The sequence below is a fragment of the Streptomyces griseofuscus genome, from assembly GCF_014673495.1.
In the GTDB taxonomy this organism is placed as follows: Bacteria; Actinomycetota; Actinomycetes; order Streptomycetales; family Streptomycetaceae; genus Streptomyces; species Streptomyces murinus.
In genome coordinates, this window is the sequence record NZ_CP051006.1 from 329,356 (window position 1) to 356,170 (window position 26,815).

General features: G+C 70.2%; 18 protein-coding genes and 3 pseudogenes. 7 read left to right on the plus strand and 14 right to left on the minus strand.

What is annotated here, in order from left to right; genetic code table 11:
- Positions 1-260 precede the first annotated feature (260 nt).
- Both HEP81_RS01615 and HEP81_RS01620 read left to right on the plus strand, forming a co-directional pair.
- Complete coding sequence (locus HEP81_RS01615) at positions 261-4,223, plus strand: Pls/PosA family non-ribosomal peptide synthetase (protein ID WP_037652233.1); 3,963 nt, start codon at positions 261-263, stop codon at positions 4,221-4,223.
- The gene (locus HEP81_RS01620) at positions 4,220-5,644 is read left to right on the plus strand and encodes a M1 family metallopeptidase (protein WP_037652232.1); all 1,425 of its coding nucleotides are present in this window, start codon (positions 4,220-4,222) and stop codon (positions 5,642-5,644) included. The genes HEP81_RS01615 and HEP81_RS01620 overlap by 4 nt, the downstream gene beginning before the upstream one ends.
- 229 nt (positions 5,645-5,873) lie before the next feature.
- On the opposite strand, the gene HEP81_RS01625 is transcribed toward HEP81_RS01620, so the two are convergent.
- Together HEP81_RS01625 and HEP81_RS01630 are read right to left on the minus strand one after the other, a co-directional pair.
- Positions 5,874-7,076 (minus strand): PP2C family protein-serine/threonine phosphatase, encoded by a 1,203-nt coding sequence (locus HEP81_RS01625; protein WP_037652231.1) that lies wholly within the window; start codon positions 7,074-7,076, stop codon positions 5,874-5,876.
- Between the two features lie 1,043 nt (positions 7,077-8,119).
- Positions 8,120-8,434, minus strand: a complete 315-nt coding sequence (locus HEP81_RS01630) for a hypothetical protein (RefSeq protein ID WP_093892888.1) — start codon at positions 8,432-8,434, stop codon at positions 8,120-8,122.
- Between the two features lie 769 nt (positions 8,435-9,203).
- Here HEP81_RS01630 and HEP81_RS41135 point away from each other — a divergent pair.
- Positions 9,204-9,404, plus strand: a pseudogene (locus tag HEP81_RS41135) (thiamine pyrophosphate-dependent enzyme); the annotation flags it as partial.
- 275 nt (positions 9,405-9,679) lie between these two features.
- On the opposite strand, the gene HEP81_RS01640 reads toward HEP81_RS41135, so the two are convergent.
- The 6 genes from HEP81_RS01640 to HEP81_RS01665 form a co-directional block, all read right to left on the minus strand.
- A complete protein-coding gene (locus HEP81_RS01640) occupies positions 9,680-10,939 on the minus strand; it encodes a pyridoxal phosphate-dependent aminotransferase (protein WP_243279257.1) in 1,260 nt (419 codons plus the stop codon).
- Positions 10,940-10,961: 22 nt separating this feature from the next.
- A complete protein-coding gene (locus HEP81_RS01645) occupies positions 10,962-11,705 on the minus strand; it encodes an arylamine N-acetyltransferase family protein (protein WP_167739835.1) in 744 nt (247 codons plus the stop codon).
- 143 nt (positions 11,706-11,848) lie between these two features.
- Positions 11,849-13,246: an amidase family protein gene (locus tag HEP81_RS01650; protein ID WP_063755200.1), complete on the minus strand. Its 1,398-nt coding sequence runs from the start codon at positions 13,244-13,246 to the stop codon at positions 11,849-11,851.
- Positions 13,243-14,565: an aspartate aminotransferase family protein gene (locus tag HEP81_RS01655; RefSeq protein WP_207748325.1), complete on the minus strand. Its 1,323-nt coding sequence runs from the start codon at positions 14,563-14,565 to the stop codon at positions 13,243-13,245. Before HEP81_RS01655 ends, HEP81_RS01650 begins: the two co-directional genes overlap by 4 nt.
- A gap of 164 nt (positions 14,566-14,729) precedes the next feature.
- A complete protein-coding gene (locus HEP81_RS01660; protein ID WP_051849923.1) occupies positions 14,730-16,154 on the minus strand; it encodes a tryptophan 2,3-dioxygenase in 1,425 nt (474 codons plus the stop codon).
- Positions 16,155-16,933: 779 nt separating this feature from the next.
- Positions 16,934-17,296, minus strand: coding sequence for a hypothetical protein (locus HEP81_RS01665; RefSeq protein WP_154821691.1), 363 nt, complete (start codon positions 17,294-17,296; stop codon positions 16,934-16,936).
- A gap of 54 nt (positions 17,297-17,350) precedes the next feature.
- Here HEP81_RS01665 and HEP81_RS42550 point away from each other — a divergent pair, with 54 nt between their 5' ends.
- A complete protein-coding gene (locus HEP81_RS42550) occupies positions 17,351-17,929 on the plus strand; it encodes a transposase (protein WP_375139870.1) in 579 nt (192 codons plus the stop codon).
- 180 nt (positions 17,930-18,109) lie between these two features.
- On the plus strand, positions 18,110-18,352 hold the full coding sequence (locus HEP81_RS01670; protein ID WP_037652217.1) for a hypothetical protein: 243 nt from the start codon (positions 18,110-18,112) through the stop codon (positions 18,350-18,352).
- Between the two features lie 470 nt (positions 18,353-18,822).
- On the opposite strand, the pseudogene HEP81_RS01675 reads toward HEP81_RS01670, so the two are convergent.
- A pseudogene (locus HEP81_RS01675) lies at positions 18,823-19,618 on the minus strand (LysR family transcriptional regulator); the annotation flags it as partial.
- Between the two features lie 76 nt (positions 19,619-19,694).
- Between HEP81_RS01675 and HEP81_RS01680 the strand changes: the two are divergent.
- A complete protein-coding gene (locus tag HEP81_RS01680) occupies positions 19,695-20,540 on the plus strand; it encodes an alpha/beta hydrolase (protein ID WP_037652215.1) in 846 nt (281 codons plus the stop codon).
- A 334-nt stretch (positions 20,541-20,874) separates the two neighbouring features.
- On the opposite strand, the gene HEP81_RS01685 is transcribed toward HEP81_RS01680, so the two are convergent.
- The 3 genes from HEP81_RS01685 to HEP81_RS01695 all read right to left on the minus strand — a co-directional run bounded on the left by HEP81_RS01685 (position 20,875) and on the right by HEP81_RS01695 (position 25,144).
- On the minus strand, positions 20,875-23,022 hold the full coding sequence (locus HEP81_RS01685) for a protein kinase domain-containing protein (RefSeq protein ID WP_037652213.1): 2,148 nt from the start codon (positions 23,020-23,022) through the stop codon (positions 20,875-20,877).
- Between the two features lie 672 nt (positions 23,023-23,694).
- Complete coding sequence (locus HEP81_RS01690) at positions 23,695-24,438, minus strand: SOS response-associated peptidase (RefSeq protein WP_037652211.1); 744 nt, start codon at positions 24,436-24,438, stop codon at positions 23,695-23,697.
- A gap of 295 nt (positions 24,439-24,733) precedes the next feature.
- Entirely contained in the window at positions 24,734-25,144 is a 411-nt protein-coding gene (locus tag HEP81_RS01695; protein WP_037652209.1) for a ribonuclease domain-containing protein, read from the minus strand.
- A 285-nt stretch (positions 25,145-25,429) separates the two neighbouring features.
- Between HEP81_RS01695 and HEP81_RS01700 the strand changes: the two genes are divergently transcribed.
- Complete coding sequence (locus tag HEP81_RS01700) at positions 25,430-25,576, plus strand: integrase (RefSeq protein WP_106979844.1); 147 nt, start codon at positions 25,430-25,432, stop codon at positions 25,574-25,576.
- Between the two features lie 43 nt (positions 25,577-25,619).
- On the opposite strand, the pseudogene HEP81_RS01705 reads toward HEP81_RS01700, so the two are convergent.
- Positions 25,620-25,865, minus strand: a pseudogene (locus tag HEP81_RS01705) (nuclear transport factor 2 family protein); the annotation flags it as partial.
- 425 nt (positions 25,866-26,290) lie between these two features.
- Positions 26,291-26,746, minus strand: a complete 456-nt coding sequence (locus HEP81_RS01710) for a VOC family protein (RefSeq protein WP_037652206.1) — start codon at positions 26,744-26,746, stop codon at positions 26,291-26,293.
- Positions 26,747-26,815: the final 69 nt, after the last annotated feature.

The window sequence follows — 26,815 nt, forward strand, 5'->3', positions numbered from 1 at the left end:
GGCATCGGTTGCGGTTCGCGGAAAGAATCCCGCCAGAGAAGTCGAACCGTTCTCACGCCGTGTCCTTGCCGGATTTTCAGGCGGCATATCCCATTCACTCAAATCCTCCTCGATCTGGTCTGCACTTCATCAATTTCGCACCATGAGTCGGTTGTGAATAAATTGCGATGGATTGGCGAACCACCGCGTGGAACGAGCGCGTCTCACGGGCTGTACAAACGAACCAACGCCCGTCGGGGCCGAACACCAGAGGCACGACATTGTCTTCGTCCGCACTCGATGCGCCTCCTCCTTCCCGCGAACCGGTCGGCTGCAAAGCCCTGTTCCATTCCGGAACAGCCGCCTCGCCCCGCACCCTCGTCGCCGTCCTCGAGTCCACCGCCGCCAGACACCCCGACGCACCGGCCCTTGACACGGGCATCGAGGTGCTGACCTACCGTGAGCTGTGCGCCGAGGCCGGACACCGTGCACGCCGGCTCTCCGCGCAGGGCATCGGCCCTGGAGACCGGGTGGGAGTCCGCGTTCCGTCGGGTACCGCGGAGCTGTACCTTTCGATCCTCGCAGTCCTGCACTGCGGAGCGGCCTATGTGCCGGTCGACGCCGACGACCCCGAGGAGCGTGCCACCACCGTCTTCCGCGAGGCCGGCGTGTGTCACGTGCTGGGGCCGTACCCGCAGCCCGCGGAACTGTCGCCACCGACGAGGAGCGCTGCGGAGCGCTCGACACCCGCCCCCGGCGACGACGCGTGGATCATCTTCACGTCCGGTTCGACCGGCGCGCCGAAGGGCGTGGCCGTCACCCATCGTTCCGCGGCCGCCTTCGCCGACGCCGAGGCGGACCTTTTCCTGCGCGGCCGCCCGCTGGGCCCCGGCGACCGCGTCCTCGCGGGGCTGTCTGTCGCCTTCGACGCCTCCTGCGAGGAGATGTGGCTCGCCTGGCGCTCGGGCGCCTGCCTGGTGCCGGCCGAACGCTCACTGGTGCGGGCCGGCCACGAGCTGGGAGGCTGGCTCGACGAGCGTGACATCACCGTCGTCTCCACCGTCCCGACCCTGCTGGCCATGTGGCCCGAAGAGGCATTGCGCCGGGTACGTCTTCTCATCCTGGGTGGCGAGGCATGCCCCCCCGGCCTCGTCGACCGGTTCGCGGATCCCGGGCGGGAGATGTGGAACACCTACGGGCCCACCGAGACCACCGTCGTCGCCTGCGCCGCCCGGCTGGAGCCCGACCGGCCGGTCCGCATCGGGCTGCCGCTGCCCGGCTGGGAGTTGGCCGTGGTCGACGAGGCCGGGGAGCCGGTCGCCTACGGAGAGCAGGGCGAACTGGTCATCGCCGGCGCCGGCACCGCACGCTACCTCGACCCCGCCAAGGACGCGGAGCGCTTCCGGCCGTGCCCGGCACTACCCTCGCCGCGTGCCTACCGCTCGGGCGATCTCGTGCGCGCCGACCCCGAGGGACTGGTGTTCCTCGGCCGCGTCGACGACCAGGTCAAGCTCGGTGGGCGGCGCATCGAACTCGGCGAGATCGACGCGGCTCTGCTCGCCCTGCCCGGAGTACGCGGGGCGGCCGCGGCCGTGCAGTCGACACCGGCCGGCGCCCAGGTGCTGGTGGGTTACGTCCTGACGGAGCCGGCCCACGAGGGGCAGGCCGCCTTCGAGGCCGACGAGGCCAGGGCCCTGCTGGCCGAGCGGCTTCCCGCCGCGCTCGTGCCGCTGCTGGCCGAGGTGACCGACCTGCCTACGCGCGCTTCGGGAAAGGTCGACCGGAAGGCCCTGCCCTGGCCGGTAACGCTCGTAGGTGGCGCGGGCGCCGGGCAGACGGCGCGCCCGTTGAGCGGGACCGTCGCCCGGCTGGCGGACGTGTGGGAGCAGCTGCTCGGTCTGCGGCCCGGCCCGGACAGCGACTTCGTGGAACTCGGCGGTACCAGCCTGACCGCGGCCCGGATGGCGTCGATGCTGCGCGAGGAGTATCCGGGACTGTCCGTCGCGGACCTCTACCGGCACTCGGTGCTGCGCCGCATGGCCGACCATCTCGACTCCCTCGCGAGCCCGATGGAGGCCGTACAGCCCGCCAGGCCGGTACCCCGGCGGACCGCTGTCGTGCAGTTCTTCGTCTCCATGGCTGGATACTGTCTCACCGGGCTCCGGGCGCTGGTCGGCCTGGCGGTGGCGGACAACGTGTGCGGCTGGGTCGCGCCGCACAAGTGGGCTCCGCACACGGCGTGGTGGCTGGTCCTCGTCGGCTGGGCCGTCCTGTTCAGCGCGCCGATGCGCTGCCTGATCGGGGCAGGCTTGGCCCGCGCGCTGGCAGGCTCCGTCACACCAGGCGCCCATCCACGCGGCGGAGCGGTCCACCTGCGGCTGTGGAGCGCCGAACGGGCGGTGGCGGCGTTCGGTGTGCCATCCCTGCTGGGCACCCCGTGGGCCGCGTGGTACTCCCGACTTCTCGGCTGCCGGACCGGGCGGGACGTGCGGTTGCACGCCATGCCCCCGGTGACGGGGCTGGGCGAATTTGACGACGGATGCAGCATCGAGCCCGAGGCGGACATCGCGGGCTGGTGGCTCGACGGTGACACGCTGCACATCGGCCGGATCTCCGTGGGCGCGCACGCGCGGGTGGGCCACCGCAGCACCTTGCTGCCGAACGCGGTCGTAGGACGCGGTGCGGAGTTGACCGCCGGGAGCTGCCTGGCCACCCGCATCCCTAACGGTCACGTGTGGACCGGCTCGCCGGCCCGGCCGGCCAGGCCCGCCGAACCCATCGCCGGCGCCGGATGGCCCGCGCCGCCGCAGGACCGCCGGCGCCGCTGGCACCTGGCCTACGGGCTCTCCCTCACCGTACTGCCGCTGCTGTCCCTGCTGGCGGCGGCACCGGCGCTGTTCGCCACCTGGCTGCTGGTCCGCCACACCCTGACGCTGTCCGGCGCCGCGCTGCGACTGCTCGCCGCCGCACCGTTGTTCGCGGTGACGACCACAGTGTGCGGGATGGTCGTCACGGTGGTTCTCGTGCGCCTGCTGAACCGCTCGATCACACCCGGTCTGCACCGCGCGGACGGTGGGGTGACATGGCGGGTGTGGCTCGTGACACGCATCCTGGACGGCGCTCGCGGAAGCCTGTTCCCCTTGTACGCGAGCCTGGCCACACCGCACTGGCTGCGGCTGCTCGGCGCACAGGTCGGCCGCGGCACCGAGATCTCCACCGTGCTGCCACTGCCCTCCCTGCTGCGGGTGGACGACGGGGCGTTCCTCGCCGACGACACGCTCGTCGCACCGTTCGAACTGCGCGCCGGATGGATGCGGCTGGGGCCCGTACGCATCGGCACGCGGGCCTTCGTCGGGAACTCGGGGATCGTCGGTCCCGGCCACGATGTCGCCGACCACGGCCTCGTGGGTGTCCTGTCCGACGCCCCGGCTCAGGGCGGTCCCGGAATGTCGTGGATCGGGCGGCCGGCGATGCCGTTGCCCCGCGTGGCCGAAGCCGCCGATCCGGGACGGACGTTCGCGCCGCCCCGGCGGCTTGTGGCGGCCCGCGCGGCCGTCGAGCTGTGCCGTCTACTACCGGTGATCGTCGGCACGCTGCTGGCAGAGGCCGTGCTGCTCACGCAGCAGGCGGCTCTGGACGTCGGCGGACTGCCTCTGGTGGCGCTCCTGAGCGCCCCCCTGCTGCTGGCCGTCTCCGCGGTGGCATGTCTGACCACGACCGGTGCCAAATGGATCCTCGTCGGCCGCTTCCGGCCGAGCGAGTGTCCGCTGTGGTCGCCGTTCGTGTGGCGCAACGAGTTGTTCGACACGTTCGTGGAGGTGCTGGCCGTGCCGTGGGCGATGGGGGCGCACCTGGGAACGCCCGTACTGAACTGGTGGCTGCGCAGCCTCGGCGCGCGAATCGGACGCGGAGTTTGGTGCGAGACCTACTGGCTGCCGGAGACCGATCTGATCCGCCTGGACGACGGGGTCAGTGTCAATCGCGGGTGCGTCCTGCAGACCCACCTTTTCCATGACCGGGTCATGCGCATGGACACCGTGCACCTGGCGGCCGGCGCCTCACTGGGACCGCACAGCATCGTCCTGCCCGGCGCCGCCATCGGCACCGGCGCGTCCATCGCCGCTTCCTCGCTCGTGATGCGCGGTGAGACGGTGCCCGACGGCACCCGCTGGGCCGGCAACCCCATCGCCGGTGTCCCCAGGGCCGGAACTGCCTCGGCGCTGGCCGGAGGTGAGGCGGCGTGACCCGGTGCAGCCGAAGGGCGGTGATCCGCGGCGCGGCCCTGATGCCGCTGACGGCGACGGCCGAGGACCAGGGGCAGAGGCGGGCCGAACGCTACTTCCCGACCCATGGGACGTATGACCACCGCACCCTCTCCTACGACCTGAGCCTGACGTACGAGCCGGCCGCCGGCGTGCTCCGGGGCAGGGCGCACATCCGAGCGGTGGCCAACCGGCCACTGCGCCAGGTCGAGCTGGATCTGGCACGGCTGACCGTGCACGACGCCCGCGTCGACGGGGCCGTGGTCCGTCCGGGCCGGCGGCGAAACAAGCTGGTCCTGCCCGTGCGGTACCCGCTGGCGGCGGGCACGCCGTTCACCATGGAGATCACGTACGGCGGGCGGCCCGGCCCGGTTCGCACGCCGTTCGGGGAGATCGGCTGGGACCGCACCGGCGACGCGAACGACGGGACGCTGGTGGCGGCGCAGCCGCTTGGCGCCCCGTCATGGTTCCCGTGCAATGACCGTCCGGACGACAAGGCCGAGTACATCTTCCGGGTGACGGTGCCGCGCGGCCACCAGGCACTCGCCAACGGCACTCTCGTGGAGCGGCGTTGCACGGGGGCCACCGAGTGCTGGACGTACCACCATGCCGGCCCCATGGCTCCGTATCTCGCCGCGCTGTACACGGGCCGCTTCACCCACAACACCTGGGAAGCCCGGGACAGCTCGACCGGCCGCCGGGTCACCGGCCGCGACGCCTACCCAGCCCGTCTCTCCCCCCAGGCCCGGCACGACCTCGGTCGGCAGCCCACCATGTTCGCAGCGTTCACTCGCTGGTTCGGTCCGTATCCCTTCGAAACCTATGGCGCGGTCGTCGTGGACGCCGACTTGGACCAGCCGGTGGAGAACCAGACGGCATCCGTCTTCGGCCGCAACCACATCGACGGCGAGCGCACCTGGGAGACACTGGTCGCCCACGAACTTGTCCACCAGTGGTACGGCAACAGCGTCAGCCTGCGCGACTGGCGCGACATCTGGCTCAACGAGGGTTTCGCCACCTACGGCGAATGGCTGTGGTCGGAGTCCCTCGGCGAGGACTCCGCGGACAGCATCGCCCGCGCGACCTGGCACACCCTCGCACAGCGGGGCACGGGCCTGCGGATCACCGAGCCCGGCCCCGACCGTATCTTCGACGACCAGGTGTACGACCGGGGCGCGTGCACGCTGCACGCGCTGCGTCTTACGATGGGTGACGACCGCTTCTTCGCGATGTTGCGCGGCTGGCACCACGCCCACCGCAGCGGGAGCGCCGACACAGCGGCCTTCGTCGCCCACGCGAGCCGGCCCATGCCGAACGTGCTGGAACCTCTGTTGCACTCCTGGCTCTACGACCCCCGCCTGCCGCCCCTGCCCCGGCCGGAGCCGGGAAAAGCGCAGAGCTGAACCGGCCGCATGTCCGCGGGCCCCCGTGACCGCCTCGCCGGAACGAGGACCGAGACGGACGAAGTACGTGTCGGGCGCGACGTGGGCGGTGGCCGGCCGGGAGCGTTCCTCGGCGAGAAGTGAGCGTGACGCGGATGAGGTCCGCACGTCGTTCCAGCCGGTGCTCGTAGCCTCGTACGACCTGCACCGCCGCGGAGCCCACCTGCGGCGGGCAGAGCGTACGCAGTCGTCAGGTGTTGGAGCCGCCGTTGGTCCGGCGCTGTCCCGAGCAGCCGCCGTACCAATCCAGCACCAGGACGGTGGCATCGTCCGGGAGATGGTCGCCGCAGGCTTCCTGCACCGCCGTGGTGAGTGCGCGGACCACCTCCCGGGGATGTGCGTCGCGGGTGTCGAGGACGAGGGAGGGGAGGTCGACCTGAGCGGCGCGGCGCTCCTGCATGCCGTCAGTGCTCAGCACCAGCCGGTCACCCCGGTTCAGTTGGAGCCGTTGCGCCTCGTACGTGACCGGGGCGAGCGCCCCGAATGGGAGGTTCGCCTTGAGAACCAGTTCTTCCACGCGGTCTCCACGCAGCAACAGCGGCCGGGGACGGCCGGCGTTGACCAGGTCGCAGGCGCCCGTCTCGAGCTCGATGCGCAGCAACTGCCCGGTGGTCATGCCGCGGGCGTTATCGGTGATCGCCTGGTGAGCGGCGTACGCCTGGTCGAGCAGGCCGCGGCCGGCGCGGCGGGCCCCGCGCAGGGCGTTGACGGTGAGTGTGGCCAGCAACGCGGAGGCGGTGTCGTGTCCCATCGCGTCCGTGACGGACACATGCAGGATGTTCTGGTCGAGGGCGTAGTCGTAGCTGTCGCCGCCGACGTCGTCGGCAGGCGCCAGGCCGCACGCCAGCGTGAACTGGGCCGCCTCGCAGCAGGGCGCCGTCGGCAGCAACTGGTGCTGGATCTCCGCCGCCAGACTCATGGTGGTGGTGCGTCTGCCGCAGTGGTAGAGGTCGGTGAAGCGGCGGTCGGTCACCACGATGTATGCCAGCGCGTGCGCTGCCTGCACCACCGCGTCGAGGACCGAGTCGTCCGCGTGCGGCACCACCATGTCCAGCACCCCGATGCAGTCACCACGGTTCGTCACCGGTGTCACCAGCCGCCGGCCGCCCTCCCCGTCGTCCTCCTGGTGCAGTCGCTGAGTGCGCAGCACCCGTTCGTAGACGCTGCCGGCCAGCCCCACCCTCTCCACCTGGGCGCATGCCTCCCCCGCCCGGCCGGCTCTGGGCAGCCGAACGGCTTCCTGCCCGAGGATGTCGACGAACAGGAACGAAACCTCTGTTGCCGAGAGCCGCTTCTCCAGATTCCGGGCCACCACGTCCACCGACTCCACCGGGGCGGCATCCTCAGCCGCTTTCAACACGTCATCCAAGCCCAAGCTTTCTTCACCGGCCATAGCCACCTCCCTGGTCTGTTCGGCTTCTGGTTCCCCCGCATTGCGTCCTGGATTCGCCGGACTCCTGTGACTTCCGACCCGGCCAGGTGGGGCGAGAGGACCATCGCCAGGCCGGACCACCGTCGGCTGCCCGTCCGGTGCCGCGTCAGCGAGGCTCACGCCCACCGGACGACGGACGTACGGGACCTCGGTCAGGGGCGGGGTCGGATACGGGCGGCGGGGGCCGGTGCCGGGCGCCCGCGGACGGGAGGGCGGCGAGGCCCGGGCCCGACGGAGGTCGTCCCTCCCCCGGCCGGCCGGACGTCGAAGAGGTCGTGCGGCCGATGGCACGTGGTCGCCCGGTCTGCGACCGGCCGCTCTGGCCCTCACATGGACGACAGGTCAGGGCCACCTCGACTCCGAGGCCGGCACCGGCAGCGCGGCGACGGCGGTGGTGGACGAGGGAGACGTCCACAGCGTGCCGCGGGCGCTGGAAGAGCTGACCCGGCAACTGGCGCGGCAGGAGGGTCCGCTGAGGCAGTTCGACGGGGCGGCGGAGCAGCAGCGCCCTGGCCGCGCCGTACGGTCATCCCCTGGTCGAGCGCAGCCCGCTCGGCAGGCTCGAGTTCATTGGCGCGGAGAGAGCCGGTGCCCGGGTCGGGCATGCCGAGGGGTGAACGGCAGTTCCAGAGCCGGACGTCTTCCTGATCGATGGTGGTGCGGTCGCGCATGAGGTCGGCGTCAGCCGTGCGGATCGCGCGGCTGACGCCATGCTCGCGGGCCCGGGCGGTGATGGAGCGGCCCCTCCGGGCAGGCGGTGCGGACGGCGCCCAGCCTGTCGGCCGCCACGGCGGCGCGGCGTCCGCCCTTCCTTGCCGGCCCTTCGCCGCGGCGGCCCGCACCCCGTCACAGGCCAGCTCGCGCTGGAGGTCGCCGGCCGGCGACAGGCGGCTGTGCCGGGTCCGGTCCGATCGGCTGGGAAACGAGACGACCGTCTGACTCACCTGCGATGTGGCCTCAGGCCCGGGTGGCTGCCCGGCACGAAGAAAGCGACCTGAGAGCGGCTACTTGTCCTCCGGGGGCAACCCGGCGTTTTGCCGGTCGAATGCCCGCTGGCGATCAGCGTACGACCGCTCGGTGTTCGCGGGCGCTGCCGTCCGGGTGGGCTCGGTCACCTGGTCCGTGCCGTAGACATAGCACGTGGACTCATTGTTGTACGCGGGCCTGTACAGCGTGACGGCGTACAGGTTCTCGTCGGCGTTCGCGCACGTGACCGAGCGCACGATCCCGTCGTGGTACACGCCGCTGCTGCTCTGGCGGTAGCTGACGATGCGCACCTCTCGATTCGGGTCGGGTTGGAGTTCCGCAACCGTAGCCATGGTGGATCTCCTTCACTTCGGGAGAATGGGGGTGAAAGTGGCCTTTCGTTACCTTCGCATGCCGGTCTTCCGCCGGAAAGCTACTAATGGGTGACTTGCTGGCTCGCGGCGAGCAAGCTGTCGCGTGCTGGGCCCCCCGTGGCCCCGCCCCGGTGCACGCAGTGCGGGTTCTCATTGAAGACGGCCAGGGCGGGGCCTCCTTGCCTTGGTGGTCACCGAGGCTCCAGCGCATGTTGGCGAGTGTCCCGCTCAGCGCGCTGCTGGAGCGGTTGGCCGACGCCCTTACACCAGTTGGGGCGACACCCCGCGAGGTCGGTGTCCCGGGCACGGCGACACTTCTGCCCGTCGTCACTGTCAAAGCAGCAAAGGCTGCCCCGGCCTCATCGGCCCGCGCCCTGGAGGAGGCCCAGCGGAGCGCCACTCACTGGTCCGGGCGGTTCGAGGTGAAAATGGCCAGCACTGTGGCGACCAGCTCGCAGAAGGCGAGGACGGTGCAGGCCCCCGTCGCTGTCCACGGCCACATCCCCGTGGTGGCCGGGTCGCCCAGGAAACCGGCCCCGAGACCACCTCGCTGCGCCAACCGCCGGGCCTGGCCGGATCGACGGGCTGGCCGCCGCCACGACCGCGGCGGGCGTGAGGGCCGACCTCCAGTGGCAGGGCGAACGGCGTCCGCCGCAGCCGGACGTCGACCTGGCGACCTTCCGCGTCATCCAGGAGTCGGTCGACGCCGGTGATCGGCCTGATCGGCGACGGCTCCTTCCAGTACTCCGTGCAGGCCATCTACACGGCGGCCCAGCACAACCTCGCGATCGTGCACGTCGTCATGCTCAACCAGGAGTACTCCATCCTCAAGTCGTTCGCCGTGCTGGAGGAGCCCCCCGGCGTGCCGGGGCTCGACCTGCCCGGGCTGGACATCGCCTCCGTCGCCCGCGGCTTCGGATGCATCGCGGTCGACGTGGAGACCACCGAGGAGCTGGAACGCGAGTTCAAGTCCGCCCTGACCGCCGGCACCACCACCGTCATCGTCGTCGCCACCCAGCCCCAGCAGGCTATGTTGTGGGCCGCGCGGACCGGCAGGCAGGCGTGGGTCAGGGTGTGCTTCCGGACCGCCGGCGTACACGTCGCGCTCGAGTACGGAATCACCAGGGCTTTCCAAGAATCGCCGCGCCCGACACCGCGCGGGCGGCCTGCCCCGGTGAGTGGCTGTACGGGCCATCGCTCAATCCTTCAGTTCACCGGCAGAACTCACCAACCGAGTCCCGCTCGGGCCAGTCGGTCCAGGGCCTCGTCGAGTACGCAGCCCGGTTGGGCCAGGAAAAGGCGCACGTATGCCTCCGAGGGGTCGCGGCGTCGGCGCGGGCCGAGGCGCGGACCGGTCATGCTGCCCGCACCCGGCAGGACGCCCGCTTGAAGGCACAATCGCCGGTAACGCGCTTCCGAGCCCTCGTGTACGTAACGCGTGGGCACGCGAAACCGGAGGTAGGCGCTGCAAGTCCCCGGGTGCACGGCGTACGACGGAAAGCCCAAATCGGTACGCAGGCGCTCGCTGACGCGTCCGCGGGCGGCGGCGTACGAGCCTCTCAGGCGCTCGACGAAGTCGTCCGCCTGCTCCGTCCGCAGCCAGGAGGCCATGGCTGCCTGCAGGGGCAGTGCGCAACCGTACGACCGTGCATGCATGGCCCGGGCCAGGCCGGCCAGGGTGGCCGGCCGGGCGGTGAGGGCTCCGATGCCCCAGCCGTTGCAGTGGAACTGCTTGCCCAGCGTCCTGGTGGCGAGCCAGGGGACAGTGGATCCCTGTGTTTCCTCCACCAGGATGCGCAGCGCGTTGGTGGGCAGCTGGCCCGGTGTGTAGAGGGCGTAGTACGCGTCGTCGAGCAGGATGGCCGCGCGGCGTGCGACGGCTGCCTCGACGATCGCTCTGACCGTCTCGGGAGCCCAGTTGGCGCCGGTGGGGTTGTGCTGCGGATTGAGCACCACCAGAGACCAGTGCCCCGCCCTGTCCAGCAGTGATTCGATCTCCGCGGGATCGGGCTGCCAACCGCGCACGGCGCCCAGGTCGTACGGAAGCAGTCGGTAGCCGAGCGGCGCCAGCACGCCCCCGTAGTCCCAGCCCGGGGAGGGGACGAGTGCCGCCGGTGCCGTGTCCGGCGTCCGGGCGTCGGTCAGCAGCAGGCGGCCGAAGTCCGACATGGCAGCGCGCGTGCCGCTCTGGCTGACGGCCACGTCGTACGTTTCGGTACCGGCCTGTGGCAGACGGTGCGTGCGCCTGACGTAGTCCCTCAGGACGTCGCGCAGGGCCGGCAGCCCGTAAGGTGACAGTGTGTAGCCGTGGCTGTGAACGGGAAGGCCGCTGGCGAGGATGGCCGCCAACCCCGGTGCCACAGCGTTCCATGTCTCGCCCAGGCTCAGGTAGATGAGGCGGCGGATGTCCCCGCCGCGCTCCTCGTACTGCCGGATGAGACCCGCGTCTTCATGGTCGTTGGGAAGTTCGCCGCTGTCCAGCACCAGACGTGTAGGTTCCATGCCGTCAGTCCGCCCTCGCTGGTGAGCGGTCGGGGAAGGTTCGGGTCAGGGCGGCGAGTTCGGGTTCCGTCAGCGTGATGCCGAATCGGCCCAGCACGCGGGGAAGCGCGTCCACGGTGACCCGGTCGACGCTCCGTTCCGTCGGTGTGACGCGTTTGAGCAGGTCGCCGCGCAGTTGGAGCGATGTGCCGACGGTCAGTAGCTGCAGAAGCGGTGCCTTGCGCAGCATGGACCCAGGGTGGGTACTGAGGAAGTGATGGGCGACGGTGAAGTCCATGGGTTGCTGGGACTCGTGCGTGAACTGGTACATCGCTGTCCACCCCTGCGACATCCGGACGTCTACGCTCCACTGGAAGCGGTCATGGGCGACGACGCGGAAACCCCTGCCGAACTGTGTCGTTTCAGCTCCCTCTCGGGCCGGAAGCGGGTCGAGGTAGCCGTCGGACCCGAACCCGACGTCACAGAGCCACTCATCGTCCCCGATCCGCGTCTTGAGCAGCATGTGGGTGCGGGGGCGGGGGCCCACGCCGCCGAGAAGAACACGCGCCGCGAGGCGTTCGACGGGAAGTCCCAGGCGCTCCAGCACCAGGCCGAACAGCAGGTTGTGCTCGTGGCAGCAGCCTCCTCGGCGACGTCGGCACAATTTCTCCACGATCGCCTCGGGTTCCAAGCTCACTGGCGTGTCCAGCACGAAGTCGATGTTGTCGAAGGGGATGGCCGCCAGATGAGCACGGTGCAGCTCGCACACTTCGCGAAGTGTCGGTTGGGACCGGACGGGGCCGCCGATGGGGGTGAGATGGGGCATGCCCACGCGTTCGAGGTAGGCGCCGAGGTCGAGGCGTTCCGCTCCCCAGGAGGAGACGGGTCGGCGGCTTCGTCGGCCGGCATGGATCATAGGTTCTCCAGGACCATGGGGTGGTGGGGTACGGACAGGTCCTGCCAGCAGCGGTGGCCGAGGGCAAGCAGGCGCCGGTCGTGGTGGCGCGGTGCGTCCAGCAGGAGTCCGACGGGGAGTCCCTGGGAGGTGTGCCCGGCAGGCAGGGACAACGAGGGCCAGCCCCAGACCGCCGCGGGCGCGGTGTTGCGGATGTAGGTGGTGAGGGACGGAACCTCGCGGCCACCCCGTGTCAGCCACTGGCCGGTTCCGAGCGGCGGAGCGGGCGTGATCGTGGTCGGGGAGAGAAATGCCGCGGCTCCGCTGCGCTGAAGTGCCCGCCGGGCGGTGTGGCCCGTCCTGCGCAGCGTCTCCCGTGCGGCGCGATACCGGCTGGAGCCCACGACGGGGCCGTCGAGGAGGGGGGTCAGAACAGCACGGACATCGGGCGAGGCAAGAGCTTCGAGCACCGAATCGCACGTCAGAGGGCAGCCGTGGCCCCGCAGGTAGTCGTCCACCGCCGCCCGCGTCTCCGCCAACGGCACGGCGGTGGCCGCTTCCAGCAGGTCGGCGGGGTCATACAACGGTTCCGGCAGGTCTCGCAGGGACCACCCAGCAGCTCGTAGCGCGTCGCACGCCGCTTCCGCCACGCGGGAGATCTCCGGATCGAGGTCCGTCCAGGCAGTCGCCCTGGCCAGCGCAAGCACCGGCCGCGCCGGGGACAGGGGCGGCAGACCGGGCGAAGGCTCTCTGCCGAGTACCGCGTCGAGCAGTCGCACGTCATCGACGCTGCGCGCCATGACGCCGACTGTGTCTTGGGTGAGTGATATGCGGACGACTCCCTGGCCCGGGTAGCGACCCGTGCTCGGACGGAAACCGACGACACCGCAGAGAGCCGCAGGAATGCGGATGGATCCCCCCGTGTCCGTGCCCAGCCCGGCCGGCACGATTCCGGCGCCCACGGCTGCCGCGGTCCCGGAACTGCTCCCTCCGGCCAGTCTGGCGCGGTCCGCCGGGTTGCGGGCGGCGAGGCGATCGACGTGCGCGCCGGTAGTGCCATAGGCCAGCTCGTGCATGGTCGTCTTCCCCATGAACGCGGCTCCCGCCTCCGCGCACAACCGCCAGACGGCGGAGTCCCGCGACGGCGAGTGAGCGTGCAGAGCGGGGGTGCAGGCGGTCGTCGGGGTGCCCGCTACGTCGATGTTGTCCTTCACCGCAAGCGGGATACCGCCCAGCGGACCCGGCAAGCGCGACTCATTGGACAGCGTGGTGTCGGCGCCGTACACGAAGGCACAGAGATCCTCCAGGTGGGCTCTGCGCCCTGTCAGCTCCGCCATGTACTCGGCAGAAGAAATGTCACCGCGGCTCATCGCCGCGCGTGCCTCCGCCAGTGTCCACAGATGCGGTCGTGTCATCCCACTGCCCCGCCGGCCGGGGTGGTCCGTGACGCGGCCTGGTCCGCCCGTCCGGCGCTGAGGAGTTCCGGATGGTGGTCGCAGAGGTAGGGCCGCAGCAGCCGGAGAGTGTCGGCGAACGCCGCGGCGAAAGCGTCCACAACCGGTGCCTCGGTCACGATGTGCTGACACATCAGCCCGTGCCGCGCCGTCAGGAACCCCTCATTGAGCAAGTGCAGGTGCACGAGCGCCCGCAGCTGGTCCCTCCCCTTACGGGCTGCCACGGTGTCCGCGGCGGCCCGCGGCGGCTGCGCTCCGAAATGGAAGTAGCTCATACCGCCCTCACCGATGGCCTTTCCGACAACACCTGCCTCCTGGGCTGCCGCGTCCAGACCGCAGCGCAGCCTGTCACCGAGACGGTCGAGGTATGCGACCTCGGCGGCCCCAAAGCTCTCCAGTGCGGCGATGCCGGCGGCCAGGGAAAGACTGTTCCCGCCGAACGCGCTGGCGTGGTACAGCGGTCGCGGCCGCGCAGGGTCGAAAATGGACATGATGTCCGCGTTCCCTCCGAAGACCCCGAGGGGCATACCCCCTCCCACGATCTTGCTGAAGGTACTGAGGTCGGGCCGCAGCCCGTGTTTGACCTGCCAGGGGCCCAGCCGGAAAGTGGCACACTCGTCGAAGATCAGCACGACTCCGTCCTGCGCGGTGAGCCGCCTCACCTCTTCCAGATACCCGGGGCGGGCGGGGATGCCGCCGCCCACCCCGAGCACCGGCTCCACGATTAACCCGGCCACCCGTCCGCGAAGGCGGGACAACACGTCTTTGACGGCTTCCGTTTCGTTGTAGGGAACGGCCACCACGGATTCCAGCACGCTCTCCGGCACTCCGGGGGCCAGGTCTGCCGCAGGCAGGTCGGGGAGCAACTGGTCATGCGTCGCCCCGCCGGACAGGAAGGCGCTGACGTGACCCCAGTCGTGCGTTCCGTGGTAGCCGCCGTCGATCTTGATGATGATGTCCCGGCCGGTATACGCACGGGCCGTCCGTAGTGCCCACATAGTGGCTTCGGTGCCCGAGTTGCAGTACCTCAGGCGTTCAAGGGACGGTACGCGGTCGCGCATCAGCTCGGCGTGCCGGTACTGGAGAGCGCTGGGTCCTCCCAGAGCCGTACCCTGCTCGATCTGGCGGTGGACGGCCCGTGTCAGCTCCGGATGGTTGTGTCCGTGGGTGAGGGCGCCGTAGTTGGCCACCAGGTCGTGATACCAGCGGCCGTCGAGATCTTGGACTCGCGCACCCTCACCGCGCTGGAAGTACAGCGGGTGAGGCGCGTACGTGGTCATCGTGCGTGTGTCACCTCCGGGCAGGGAACTCGCCGCCCTGGCGAAAGCCCGTGCCGAGGCAGGACTCAATGCCCGGTAACGTTCTGCGATGTGCTCAGCCCTATTCCGGCCGGTTGTCATGTGCCGTCTCCCTCAGCGTGTCTTTGGTTTGCTTGTTCGTTCCCTCACCACGGAGGAGCCCCCGACGGCAGCCCAGACCGGGCCTGCCACAGGTCCGGGAAGAAGCGGTGCTCAGCCGACTTCCGCAGCCAGTCGACTCCGGTGGTGCCGCCGGTGCCGCGTTTGTTGCCGATGGTTCGCTCCACCAGAAGCAGGTGGAGCGAACGCCAGCCGCTGAAGGCGTGGGCGACATCCATGAGCGTCTCGGCGAGCCGGAACAGGTCGCTCGACGGGCCGTACTCCTGGTAGACGAGGGCCCACGCCTGGCGCGCGGCCGCTGTGTCCCAGCCGCCGTCGGCACCTCGATGTACGGTCAGGATGCCGCGCCGGTACAGCAGCCCCAGTGCCTCGTCGTAGAGGCTGCTCGAGTGCAGGGCACGATGGACGGACTCGGACACGCCGGCCACACCCGCGTACCGGCGCGCCAGGGCCGCTGATTTTCTACCGAGCGCGAATTCCAACATGCGATACATATAGGAATCGATACCGGAAGCCGATCCTAGACTTCCCCGGAAAGCATTGAACTCTGCCGGCGATATCCCGGACAGGACGTCCCATGTCCGTGCCAAAACCCCTAAAGCAGTGGCTGCCCGACGGAGGTTCCATACCGCTTCATCGACCCGGTCGACAACAAGGGCCAGCCGCGCGGCCGAGACCTCTTCGTACACGAGCTTGAAGAACAGCTCCTTCGCCTGGCCGACCAGATAGAAGGTCATCTCGGCAGGATGGGCGGTGCGTGGCCGCTGGAGCGAGAGCAGAGTGTCGATGCTTTGGTAGTCGATGTATGCACTCGTCGGAGCTCCACCCGCCTTCGCCGATTTATAAAGATCGACAAATCGCTGCGGGAGATGAGCGGCAGAGCGGACGTCGGCGTAGTGGTCGCCGAACCGGCGATCATATTCGCTAAAATGCCGGGCATCGCCGTGCAGGAACAGGATGTCATGCAACGACATGCGGCGGATGGCGAACAGCGGTTGAGGTGCCCTGGAGACCGCGAATCCGGGGTTCCACACGGAGGGTTCCGGACAATCGGGGTGGAACTGTCCGATCATCAGACCACGCCGCACCGCTTCTCCCTTCACGTGGCGCTGCGCCTCGTCGAGCAGGGGCCAGTGATGATCGGGCATGTCGCGCAGGACGGTGACCAGCGACGCGATGGACTCCTTTCCCTCGGGCCACACGCGTCCATCGTAGGATTCGATCTGACAGCGCATTTGGTCGGCTATCCCCGCCCAGCCGGCGGCGCTGTCATACCCGACCGATTCGACGTGCAGGGTTTTTGCCCGTAGAGCGGGTACCACGAACGGGCAGACATTCCCTTCTCGGCCCAAGTCTTGGTGAGGGCGCGCCAAAAACCCGGTGAGCCACGCCCGAACGTCACCGATCTCATTGATCCCGTGCTCTTCAGAACTTGATGTGGCGTCACTCATGAAGTGCCTCTCCAGCGAATCGCAGCGCCAGTGCCAATCGCGGATCCGGGTGCCCGTGTGCCGATGCGCCAGTCTCGGTACCTTCGGTACGGCACCAGGCACTTAAGTCCTGCCGGGCGGGAGGGCGACGAAAGCTGACTTCTCATTCGAGCGCATCCGCACGCCGATCGATCACGCCTGGGTGCCGGAGCGCGCACAGGGGAGAGTTCGGCCACTCGGGCCCCTTGAAAACTCGGCGCCTCTGGCACCGAAAAAGCGCTCTGGGTCATTGTATGGAAGGCCTCACCGTTGCCTCATTCCTTGAAAATTTTGCACCACTAGAATGTGCTCACGAACCGCCGGATAGGTGCTCAGCCGTAATCCCACTCCCGCATGACGCGATGCCCCTGAAGCCAGCCGCTCCCGCGAGATGTTCAGGCCAGTCGCTGCGGCCTACGGCCTCGCCAACCTCCGCTCCCGCGCACCGCCGGCCACCGATCCGGTGACGGCGCGTCAGTTCGCCAAGGTCGCCACGAGATCGCCTCGATGCCGCTCGGCGCCCCTGTCCGTGAGCCCGGGCACGACCGGGCGGTGTCGGTCACCTCGCCGAATCCGGGAAGTCCCCCGCGCACGGGACGACCACCCCCGGCGCCACAGCGTCGCCCGCGCAGCGCTGCACCCTCGCCCACGGCCACCTGGCGGCGGCGATGGACCAGGGCCACTCGGTCGCGATCGGCACATCGCCCGCCGCGATGTCCGGTTGTACGGCTGGAGACATCGACTGGCTGATCCAGATCGACTCATCCGTCGTCCAAGACCTCAGCCGGTCCCGAGGCGGCCGGCGTCACGACGGCGTCTGCGCACGCCCGCTTCTCGAACGGATCCGAGCACTCCGCACCGGTCGGGACCGACCGCGCTGCCGACAGGGCCACCTGGTCGCGGACGATGACAATGCCTCCCGCGCCTGTCTCCGCAAGCCGCGGCATCAGCCACACCGGCTGGAGCTTCCCGGCGCCCGTCCGCCACGCGATCGCGCGGGACGAGAACGTAGTGGTCGGCCTGGTGAGGAAGATGTGGCCCCGGCTAAAGGAACCGCGGCGACCCTCGATGCCTGGCTCGTCTTCGAGGACGAGGCACGGCTTCTCGATGGCGCCGCCGGCCATCCGCATCTGCTCCCGCCGGGTCGCCGCCCTCGTCTGTCATAAAGCCGGGAATCCTTGAGTGATCTACCGGCCCTCCCCCGACAACCGGCCCGATGGGGCAAAAGCTTCTCCTGGAAGGAATGCCGCGACCTCATCCAGAGCGCCCGCCACCAACTCGGCGGGCCTATTGCGCCGGTCCGGGACAGCCTCCACACACACTTGACCGCCGGCATGCGCCGCTACGTCACCGACCGCGACTGGCTCACCGTCTTCCAACTGCCGCCCTGCGCACCGGCCCTCGACCCGGTCGAGGGCGCCTGGTCCGTGCTGCGGCGCACCACTGCGGCCGGGCGAGCCTTCGCCGGCCTACGCCATCATCACCACCGACACGACGTCAACTGCTCGACCCGCGGTGCCGGACGGGTGCGCCGAAGTACTGGGCGATCGCCTCGGCCCGACCCGAAACACCGAACTTCCGGTGGTCGGGCAACTTGGACTCAGGGGCCGAGCAACGCACAGATGCAGCGAGAACGGTGCTTGCCCGGCCGTGGAGCACGCGCGCGGCAGCCGTCGATGCCGTGGTGGCGCGGCGGCCAGTCCGTTGGCCGAAGGGCCTCGGCGAGTCGGGGCGAACCGGGAGTGGGTGACGGCTGACCAGGGTTCGACGACACGGTCTGGAGCCTGGGGTCGAGTCCTCCTGCGGCTTGTCAGGGGTGTGTAACAAGCACATGTGACCTGTGAGAAACCGGGTTCCAGTGTGATGAACTGCGGATTCCTGGGGAACTCCCCCAGCACACAAGTGTTTTGTGCTCAGAGACCGAAATGGAGCGAAGAATGCGCAACACCCTCAAGAAGGCCGTAGTCGTCGGTGCCAGCGTCTTGGCGTTCTCCGGCGTCGCTGCCGGCGCGGCTCAGGCGGCGCCGCGACAGGGCGCGGACATTCCCGGCAAGGGCCCCCTCCAGGAATGCACCAACTGGGGTAACGCCCTTCAGGCCAACGGGACGATCGTGGGATTCGCCTGCATGGAGGATGAAGGCGGCAACTCGTGGGAGCTGACCCCCTACTACGCCAACTGACCCTTGGCGCCTCGGCTGTCACCGAAGCGGTCACACTCGGTGAGGGCCCAGTCCAGAAGGACGAAGCCGAGATCGTGCTCACGCGGGGACTTCGTCCCTGGGCCCGGTCGGCGAGGAGGCCGGTGACGCCCGTGACGTCGGCAGGGGGAACGCTGACGGACGTACCCAAGGCAGCGATTCTGTGCCCGCCGTAAGGGAAGCTCGGCGCGATGCCCCAGGCAGAAGCCTGGGGCATCTGCGTTCACGAGTCAGGCGGGCCGCCCTCAACCGGTGGACGAACCGATTCGGCATGCGCCGCGGTTCCGAGTGCTCGGGACCGCGCGCACTCTTCGCTCTGTCATCATCACGTCGCCTCCCGTGCCCGCGCCCGTGCCGAGTCCGCGCTGATCCGGTCCGCCAGGGTGTCCCGGGAGCCGACGCCGCGTCCCGGCGGCTCGCTTCCATGACGCGGCGTCACCTGTGCGCAGTATGGGGCCGGAGCCGGTCGTCGAGTCGGCACCGACGTCGGGGCAGTTCTTCCGGATGGTGTCGGGGAAGGCGCGCAGCACCGGGGAGTGATCGCGGGACGCGAAGGACAGGATGAGACCGGGCGGGGGTCTGCGCGGGGTCACCTCACAGAACCGCACGCCCAAACGCGGGACCGCCCTCATGCGGGACGGCCCCAGGCCGACGCCCAAGCCGGAGGCGGCGAGGCCGATGATCGTGTGTACGTCCCTCGCGACGGTCGCGCCGCTGAGAGCCGAGGAGTCCATGCCGAGCAGGGTGCGCAGTCCGGCGACCACGGCGCGCTCGTCCTCGCCGGCCGACACGATCAGCGGCTGTGTCAACCGGGCCGCTGCGGCTGGTCGCCATCTCGTGCAGTTCCAGTCTCACGTCGGGCCGTTCACGACCGAACCGGCCCAGGACGCCCGGCAGCAGGTCGAGCAGGGCCGAGGCGATCAAGCCGAGGCGCAGGCGTCCTGTCTCGCCGCGCGCGGCGCGGCCCGCGTCGACCGTGGCCGCCGCCACCTCGTCGAGCGCCCGGCGTGCCCGCGCGAGGAACGCCTCACCGGCGGCGGTGGGCAACACTCCCTGACGGGTGCGGTCGAAAAGCCGGGCCCCGGCCTCGCGCTCCAGGTCGGCGGTCTGCTTGGACAGCGGCGGCCGCGCGATGCCCAGCGCGCCGGCCGACCGGCGCAAGTGTTCGTGCGCGGCGAGAGCGACCGCGTACCGCAGGTGTCGCCTCCACGACCCACCCTTCGTCGACGTCCCCTCGGCTGCTGGCAATACCTCAGAGATATCGCCAAGCCGCCTACCGGATCTAGGAATGGATGGCGCTGTGGATCCTGTCTGGAATGGAGCCATGAAGAACGTCTCTCTGACCGACACCGTCTTCGTCTTCGTGCACGGTGCCTGGCACGGCTCCGGACAGTGGGCGGCGACGCAGCGCGTGCTGGCCGGACTGGGCGCCGCGAGCGTGGCCGTCGACCTGCCGGGGCACGGCTTCGACGCCCCCCTGCCCACCGGATACCTGCTGCCCGGTCAGCCGGGCCTGCTGACCGAGAGGTCGCGGCTCGCCTCCTTGACGATGGACGACTGTGCCGAGACCGTACAGAGCGTCCTGCGCCAGGTGCGTCACCATCGCACTGTCGTGCTCGTCGCGCACAGCGCGGGCGGCGGTCCCGCCTCCCTGGCCGCGGAGCGGGCGCCCGAACTGGTGGACCGGATCGTCTACCTGTCCGCGTTCGTCCCGGGCGGGCGGCCGCGGTTCTACGACTACCTGGGCGCACCCGAGAACGCCACCGCGCTGGGCAAGGACCTGAACCTCGGCGACCCCGAGGCCCTGGGCGCCGTACGGATCAATCCGCTCTCACCGGACCCCGCCTACCTCGACGAACTACGGGAGACCCACTACCACGACACCCCCCTGGACCGCTTCGACCGGTGGCGGTCCGCGCTGAGCCCTGACCTGCCCCTGGCGATCGCGACGACTCCGGTCGCCCTGACCGCGGCACGGTGGGGACGAATTCCACGGACGTTCCTGCGCTGCGCCGAGGACCGGGCGCTGGCACCGGCCGCGCAGGACCTGATGATCGCGGAAGCCGACCGGGCCTTCCCCGGCAACCCGTTCACCGTGCGTACCCTGCCCGGCAGCCACAGCCCGTTCGCCGCCCGGCCACGCGAACTGGCCGCGGCCCTCGCCACATGAACCCGGAACTGAGATGCCGGCCGTGGTGGTGAAGGCGCGGGTGTAGCCGCCGACGGCGATGACGGCATGGACGGGGGCGAGACCGGTACCCGGGGCCGCCCGTACTGGGCGTGGAGCGAGCTCTCTCTGCGATCCAAGCCCGCGGGCCGCCCACTGACCGGATTCACGTGGGGCGGTCGTGGTGTTCGGCGAGGTGGTCGAGGCGGACGGCGTCGAGGTCGACACCATCCGCCTGGACGTGCTCGCTCTCTTCGACGACGGACGTCTGGCCCTGCGCAGCCGGTAGAGGCGGCCGCCCCGGTGGCCGGCGCCCAGCGCCGTGCTCGGCATTGCATCAGGACGGTCGGGCGGGCCCGCTCGGACTCCGGGAGAAGGCCGTGTAGCCGGCCGTCGCCACGATCGCGTCCTTGACCAGCAGCACTCGCGGCGGATAGGCCTGCGTCTTGTCCCCGGGGTCGTCCAGCGCGGAGGTGCGCCAGACCTCCGCTCCGGTGCGGCTGTCCAGGGCCAGCAGACGGCCGAAGCGGTTGGCGAAATAGACCCGCTTGTATGTGGCCGACACGGCGGGCGCGGACAGACTCTCCACGTCCGTGACCTTCCGCCACAGTTGTCTGCCGCTGACCGCCGACACGGCGGTGACCGACCCGTCGGACCGGACGAAGTAGACGACGCGGTCCACAAGGGTGGCCACGCCGGTCAACGGATGCGCCAGCGGTATCCGTTTGATCTGCCCGGTCTCGGGGACGACCCGCAGCAGCGCGTTGTACGGCCGTTCGTACCCGGCTTCGTACACGTCTTTCGCGGTCTGGGGGGCGAGGAACAGAGGCTGCCCGCCGACAGCGCCGAGCGCTTCCGCCTTCTCGGGCAGTGTGGCGGTCGCGGTCAGGCTGCCGGGGCGGAGCCTCATCAGCTCGACCGGGGCCTGGCCGGGCTCGGTGCCCTTTGAGCACATGGCGTAGGGGACGCCTCCCAGCGCCGACGGAGTGCAGATCTCGTCCGGCGAGGGCGCCCGCCACAGTTCCCGGCCGGAAGGCCCGTAGGCCACGAACGACGCGTTGTCCGGGGACAGGGTCAGCAGCCCGCCGTCGTAAAGGACCGCGACCTCGGACTTGTTGATGCCGCGTTGCCACCGCTGGTGCCCGGTAGCGGCGTCCAGGGCCACCACGCGTCTGGTCGCGTCGTCCGGGTCCTCGTACACGTAGACCAGACCGTGGCGAACGCCGATCGGCTGCGCACCCTGAGGTCGGGTGCCGGTCCGCCACAGGGTGCGACCGGACGCGGCGTCGACCTTGGCGACCGTGAAGCCCGTACCGCCACAGAACAGGGCGCTGTCCTCAGCCACGCATCCGGGGCTGTCGTAGTCGAGAGGGACGCCGTTCACATCGTCCCGCAGCTCGGTGCGCCACGGCCGCCAGCCGTCGGGCAGGGACGCCTTGGGGGCGCTCTCGGAGGTGGCGCCGGTGTGCGCATCGGACGCGAAGACCCCCGCCCCGACGACCAGCGCCGTGACGGCCAGCCCCGCGCCGAGGCCGGTGAGCAGCGCTCGTGTCCGGCGGCGCCTGCCGGTTCCGTTGCCGGTCGCGGCATCCATCGGGGCGCCGGCCGCGCTCCGGGAAGCGGGGCGGGGCCCGGGTGCCGCGGACCGCTCGGTCTTCGCGGACCCGGTGACGTCGGACTCCGGCAGCGCCTCGATCATGCGGTGCAGTTCCGTCAGGTCCGGCCGGGCGGCCGGGTCCTTGTCCAGGCAGCGCTCGACGATGTCCAGGAGCGCGTCGGGTACCCCGTCGAGGTCCGGGGTCCCGTGCATCACCTGGTAGCCGGTGATGTACGGGCTGTCGGCGTCGAACGGTCCCGAGCCGACGGCCGTGAACACCAGCAGGGACCCCAGTGAGAACACATCCGAGGCCGGGGTGACGTCCCGGGGAGCGGCCAGTTGTTCCGGCGACATGAAGGGCGGAGTGCCGATCATCCGCCCGGTCGTGGTCAGGTTCTGGTGGTCGTCGGCACGCGAGATGCCGAAGTCGATGACGCGCGGCCCGTCCTCGGTCACCAGGACGTTGCGGGGTTTGAGGTCCCGGTGCACCAGACCCGCGCGGTGGATGTCGCGCAGCGCCTCGGTGAGCCCGAGACCAAGCGCGCGCAGTTCCCGCAGGTTCAGCGGGCCGTCCCGCTCCACGACTTCGGCCAGGTTGAGCCCCGGTACGTAGAGCGTCGCCATCCATGGCCGGTCGGCCTCCGGGTCGGCGTCCACGACCGGCGCGGTGAAGGCACCGCTCACCCGGCGAGCCGCGGCGACCTCCTGCCGGAAGCGCGTCCGGAACTCCTCCTCCTGGGCACGGGGCTCGCGCGCGACCTTGACCGCGACCTGCCGTCCCGAGGCGGAGACCCCCAGATAGACGACTCCCATGCCGCCCGCCCCGAGCCTGCCGAGAATGGTGTACCCGCCGATGGATTCCGGGTCCCCGATACTCAGGGGCGTCATCGCCGATGGTCCTTCCGAGCGCCTGTCTGCCTCACGGGGATCAGACTAGGGCCTGCGCCCACGCGTCTCGCGCGTCGGTCAGCTGGACCGTCGTCTGACCCGGCATGTACGCAGGGGGATCCAGGAGCGCAGGAAGCGGGAAACGGCTGGGGAGATGTCGTCGCAGGAGCTCACGGGGTGGCCTGCTCGCCGCTGCCCGTCTCCAGTGCGGAGCCGGACACCACGGTCAGGACCACCGGCCGTCTGCCGTCGGACAGGCCGGGCGCGGGGACGGATCAGCGCGGTCACACGCGCCGGTGCCATGGACCGGGCCCATGTCGCCGAGGGCCGTCCGGGTGGGTTCGACGGCGGTGAGCCGTACAGCGACCCGGCAGCCGTAGGCGACACGCGCCATCGACTCGACGCCGACGCCGACGACCGCGCCGATCCCACCCTGACGGATGGTCAGCGTGAAGACCAGGGCGCTGGTGCCGGCCGCGTCGTCGCCGGCGGACCCGCATGCCCACGAAGGCGTCGGGCGCCCTTGGGCGTCCGGGACACCGTGTCCGGCCCACGCCGGGCCAGATGACGCGCAGGGCCCGAACGTCCGGATCGGGAGGGTGAGTTGGACAGGCCGCTGGGCGTGAGCCGTCGGCACCCACCATGAAGTCCGACCGGGCGGTTCGACGATCGCTATTCGGTGACCTCCGCGAGTAGCTGGGGGCCGTTGTTGCGCACGTTGTTGACGGCCGTGGAGACGGGCCGGGCGTCCAGGTGGCCCCCTGCGGGCTGATCGAGCAGGGAGCGCAGCTCGTCGGGGGCCTGGTGGCGGGGGTCGAGCCAGGCGTCGTAGTGATCGGGAGTGAGTGCGAGAGGCATGCGGGGGTGCACGCGGCCGGCGGCGTCGGTGGCCTCAGTGGTGATGATGGTGCAGGTCATCAGCCAAGCCGCGGGATCGTCGTCCTGTCTGATTTCTGGGTCGCGCCAGTACTCGTACAGCCCGGCGAGCGCCATCACCTGGTCGCTCTCGGGGTGGATGAAGTACGGCTGCTTGCGGGCCTTGCCTGTCGCAGGGTCCTTGGCCTGCTGCCACTCGTAGAAGCCGTCGGCGGGCAGCAGGCAGCGGCGCTTGAGGAAGGCACGGCGGAAGGCGGCCTTCTCGTGCACGGTCTCCACACGGGCGTTGATCATCCGCGCGCCGATCTTGACGTCCCTCGCCCACGACGGCACCAGGCCCCAGCGCACCGGTCTCAGCTCCCTGCTCACCTGGCCGGCGTCGTCGCCGTCGCGCGGGGCGCTCTCAAGGACGGCCCACACGTCGTCGGTCGGGGCCACGTTCCAGTTCGGAGCAAGCGTCTCTTCGGCACGCCAGTCGGTGACGTGGAAGAGCTGGACGAGGTCTTGAGGTCTGCGGGTGGAGACGTATCGACCGCACATGCGGCCACTCTCCCACCGCCGCGCTTCCGGCCACCGTGTTGGTCGCCGTGTCGGAGACCAGGCCGCAGATGATGGAGCCGGGGCGGAGTGGTGGCCCCCTGGCCAGGGCGCGAGGCATGGGGCCGACTGTGAGTGGGGGGCGGGACCGGCGGGCAGGGCCCCGGGGCCGCGAGCGGCGGTCGGGCAGGACATCGCCGAGGGACGATCCCAGGAGGACCGTCCCTGATGACGTCCCGGCCCGCGGCGGCGGCTGCGGCTGTCCGTACGGGCCGTCCAGCCAGGCTTCGCTGGGATGTCAGAGCTGGTAGAAGTCGGTGTAGTGGTCGGGTGAATACCAGACCACTCCGGTGTTCGAGTCGACGACGATCCGGTAGGCGTCCCGATGAGCGCCGCAGGCGCGCGGGTAGACGTCGTACTCGTAGAAGGTGTCACCGGACGGCAGTTGCCCGTCGTTGTTGTAGAACTCGCCACCAGCGTAGCTGCACTCGCCATCCGGCCAGTCGTACCAGCCCCGAGCGGTCGGATAGCCCAGATCGGACCACGTCGAGTTCGCCGAGGCGGCGTCGGAGCATCCGCTGGTGCTACAGGAGCCGTAGACCGCCGCGTTCGCGGCGGGACCGTTGACCGCGGACACACCGAGCACGGACGCGACGGCGGCGATCAGCACCGCGAGCCGCTTGGGCCAGGACAGTTGGGGACGTCGCATAGTCAGCAAGTGAACCTCCAGATGAACGAGTCCATGGACATGACACCCTGGTGGTCCCGTGTGACATCCGGATGTACCGCTGGTTGCCGAGAGGAGGTGATCCTCTTTCCTGACGATACGTAAGAAAAGGGCAATGACCAGGCGCGCGTCGGCTGGTACGGAACGGTCGCCGGGACAGGTTCGGTGAGGACGGGGCGTGCCGCCCGAGGGCGTACGTACGCCGACTCCGACGGATGAGTTGAGCGCGGAGGCGGCCGCGGCCGACCGGGTGGGCGACGACCGCCCGTGGGCGTCAGCCGCCACCGCAAGGGCGCCTCCGACACCCCGGCCGCGCCGAAGGCAATCCGTGCCGCCCGACGCGAGGAACGCGCCCGCACTCGCAGCGAGAAGGGCGTCCGCTGGGGCGAACGCCCCCTCAACGCCGTGGCCTGACCGACCGCGAACCGCAGCCCCGGAGTGCCGAAAGGGACAAGTAAGGCGTGGTGAAGACCCGCTGGTCCCGGGTCCACTCGTCAGGCATGTCCACCACGGAGCAGCGCACCATCGTGCCGGTCTCCGCCGGCTGGCGCCGGATGTCCAGCACGAAGCGCTCGACCGCCGCGATTCCGTCGCCGCGGCCCAACGACCCCCAGAAGACCACGTCCGAGGTCAGGGCCTGACAGAGCAGGGCCGTCGCATAGCTGTTGTCCGAGGCTTCGAGCGCGGAGACGAACGCGTCGATCGCAGAGCGCGCCGTCTCTTCCTGCGTGCCCCGGTAATACCAGCCGTTGCGCGTGCGCCGGTCCCGCGAGCCGCGTTCCGGTCACGGTGGACCATCCCGGTCACAGCAGCCCCGATCGCAAGCGGGCCGACAGGACGTACGCTTCCCGCGAGAACCGCGCCTGCCCGCGCCGCCGCGGGATCTGCGTCATCCCGGACAAGGCCGACCAGGCACGCGACCGCGAGAAGCCCGGCTCCTGCGGCGGCCGCCGCGCTTCGACCCGACCGACTACCGCGAACGCCACGCGGTCTGGTGCGGCGTCAACCGTCGCAGGAGACATCGCGCTGTCGCCACCCGCTACGAGCAAGCCCGCCGTCCGTTACGAGGCGACCGTGCCGGTCGCAGCCGTGCGCAAGCGGCCGTGAGCAGCCCCCTCGCAACGGCCCTCAGACGACGTCGAACTCGTTCCCCTCGGGATCCTGCATGGCCGCGGCGTAGAGCCCCATGCCCGGCTCGTCCTTGATCCTCAGCACGGTGGCACCGGCCTCGACCAGCCGGTCCACCGCGGCCCTGACCCGCCGCGCGCGGACGTCCAGCGGGACGTCACGGCCACCACCGACCTTCAGGTCGAAGTGCCACCGGTTCTTGGCGGTCTTCGGCTCCGGAACCTGCTGGAACCACACGCGCGGTCCGCGACCCGCCGGATCGACGATCGACTCCGGAATATCGCCGGCCCCGGTCGGCAGCTCTTCCGCGGGCACTCCCATCGCCTGCCAGTAGGCGCGCCACGTGGCGTGCCCGTCCGGCGCGGGCTCGGGCACATAGCCCAGGGCCCGGGCCCAGAACGCCACCATTCTCTGCGGATCGGAGCAGTCGATCGTCAGCTGCACTGTCATCTCCATGCCTGGAGCCTGCCAGACAGGTGTGACAGGCGATCCGCCTTCGCAACCGGCCCTGGGGAGCCCCATGAA

Bases quoted from the DNA above. Each gene is read 5' to 3' on its own strand.
- HEP81_RS01625 (WP_037652231.1), bottom strand. From the start codon at position 7,076: ATGGCCGGTGAAGAAAGCTTGGGCTTGGATGACGTGTTGAAAGCGGCT.
- HEP81_RS01630 (WP_093892888.1), bottom strand. From the start codon at position 8,434: ATGGCTACGGTTGCGGAACTCCAACCCGACCCGAATCGAGAGGTGCGC.
- HEP81_RS01650 (WP_063755200.1), bottom strand. From the start codon at position 13,246: ATGACACGACCGCATCTGTGGACACTGGCGGAGGCACGCGCGGCGATG.
- HEP81_RS01655 (WP_207748325.1), bottom strand. From the start codon at position 14,565: ATGACCACGTACGCGCCTCACCCGCTGTACTTCCAGCGCGGTGAGGGT.
- HEP81_RS01660 (WP_051849923.1), bottom strand. From the start codon at position 16,154: ATGAGTGACGCCACATCAAGTTCTGAAGAGCACGGGATCAATGAGATC.
- HEP81_RS01665 (WP_154821691.1), bottom strand. From the start codon at position 17,296: ATGGCCGGCGGCGCCATCGAGAAGCCGTGCCTCGTCCTCGAAGACGAG.
- HEP81_RS01670 (WP_037652217.1), top strand. From the start codon at position 18,110: ATGCGCAACACCCTCAAGAAGGCCGTAGTCGTCGGTGCCAGCGTCTTG.
- HEP81_RS01680 (WP_037652215.1), top strand. From the start codon at position 19,695: ATGAAGAACGTCTCTCTGACCGACACCGTCTTCGTCTTCGTGCACGGT.
- HEP81_RS01685 (WP_037652213.1), bottom strand. From the start codon at position 23,022: ATGACGCCCCTGAGTATCGGGGACCCGGAATCCATCGGCGGGTACACC.
- HEP81_RS01690 (WP_037652211.1), bottom strand. From the start codon at position 24,438: ATGTGCGGTCGATACGTCTCCACCCGCAGACCTCAAGACCTCGTCCAG.
- HEP81_RS01695 (WP_037652209.1), bottom strand. From the start codon at position 25,144: ATGCGACGTCCCCAACTGTCCTGGCCCAAGCGGCTCGCGGTGCTGATC.
- HEP81_RS01710 (WP_037652206.1), bottom strand. From the start codon at position 26,746: ATGGAGATGACAGTGCAGCTGACGATCGACTGCTCCGATCCGCAGAGA.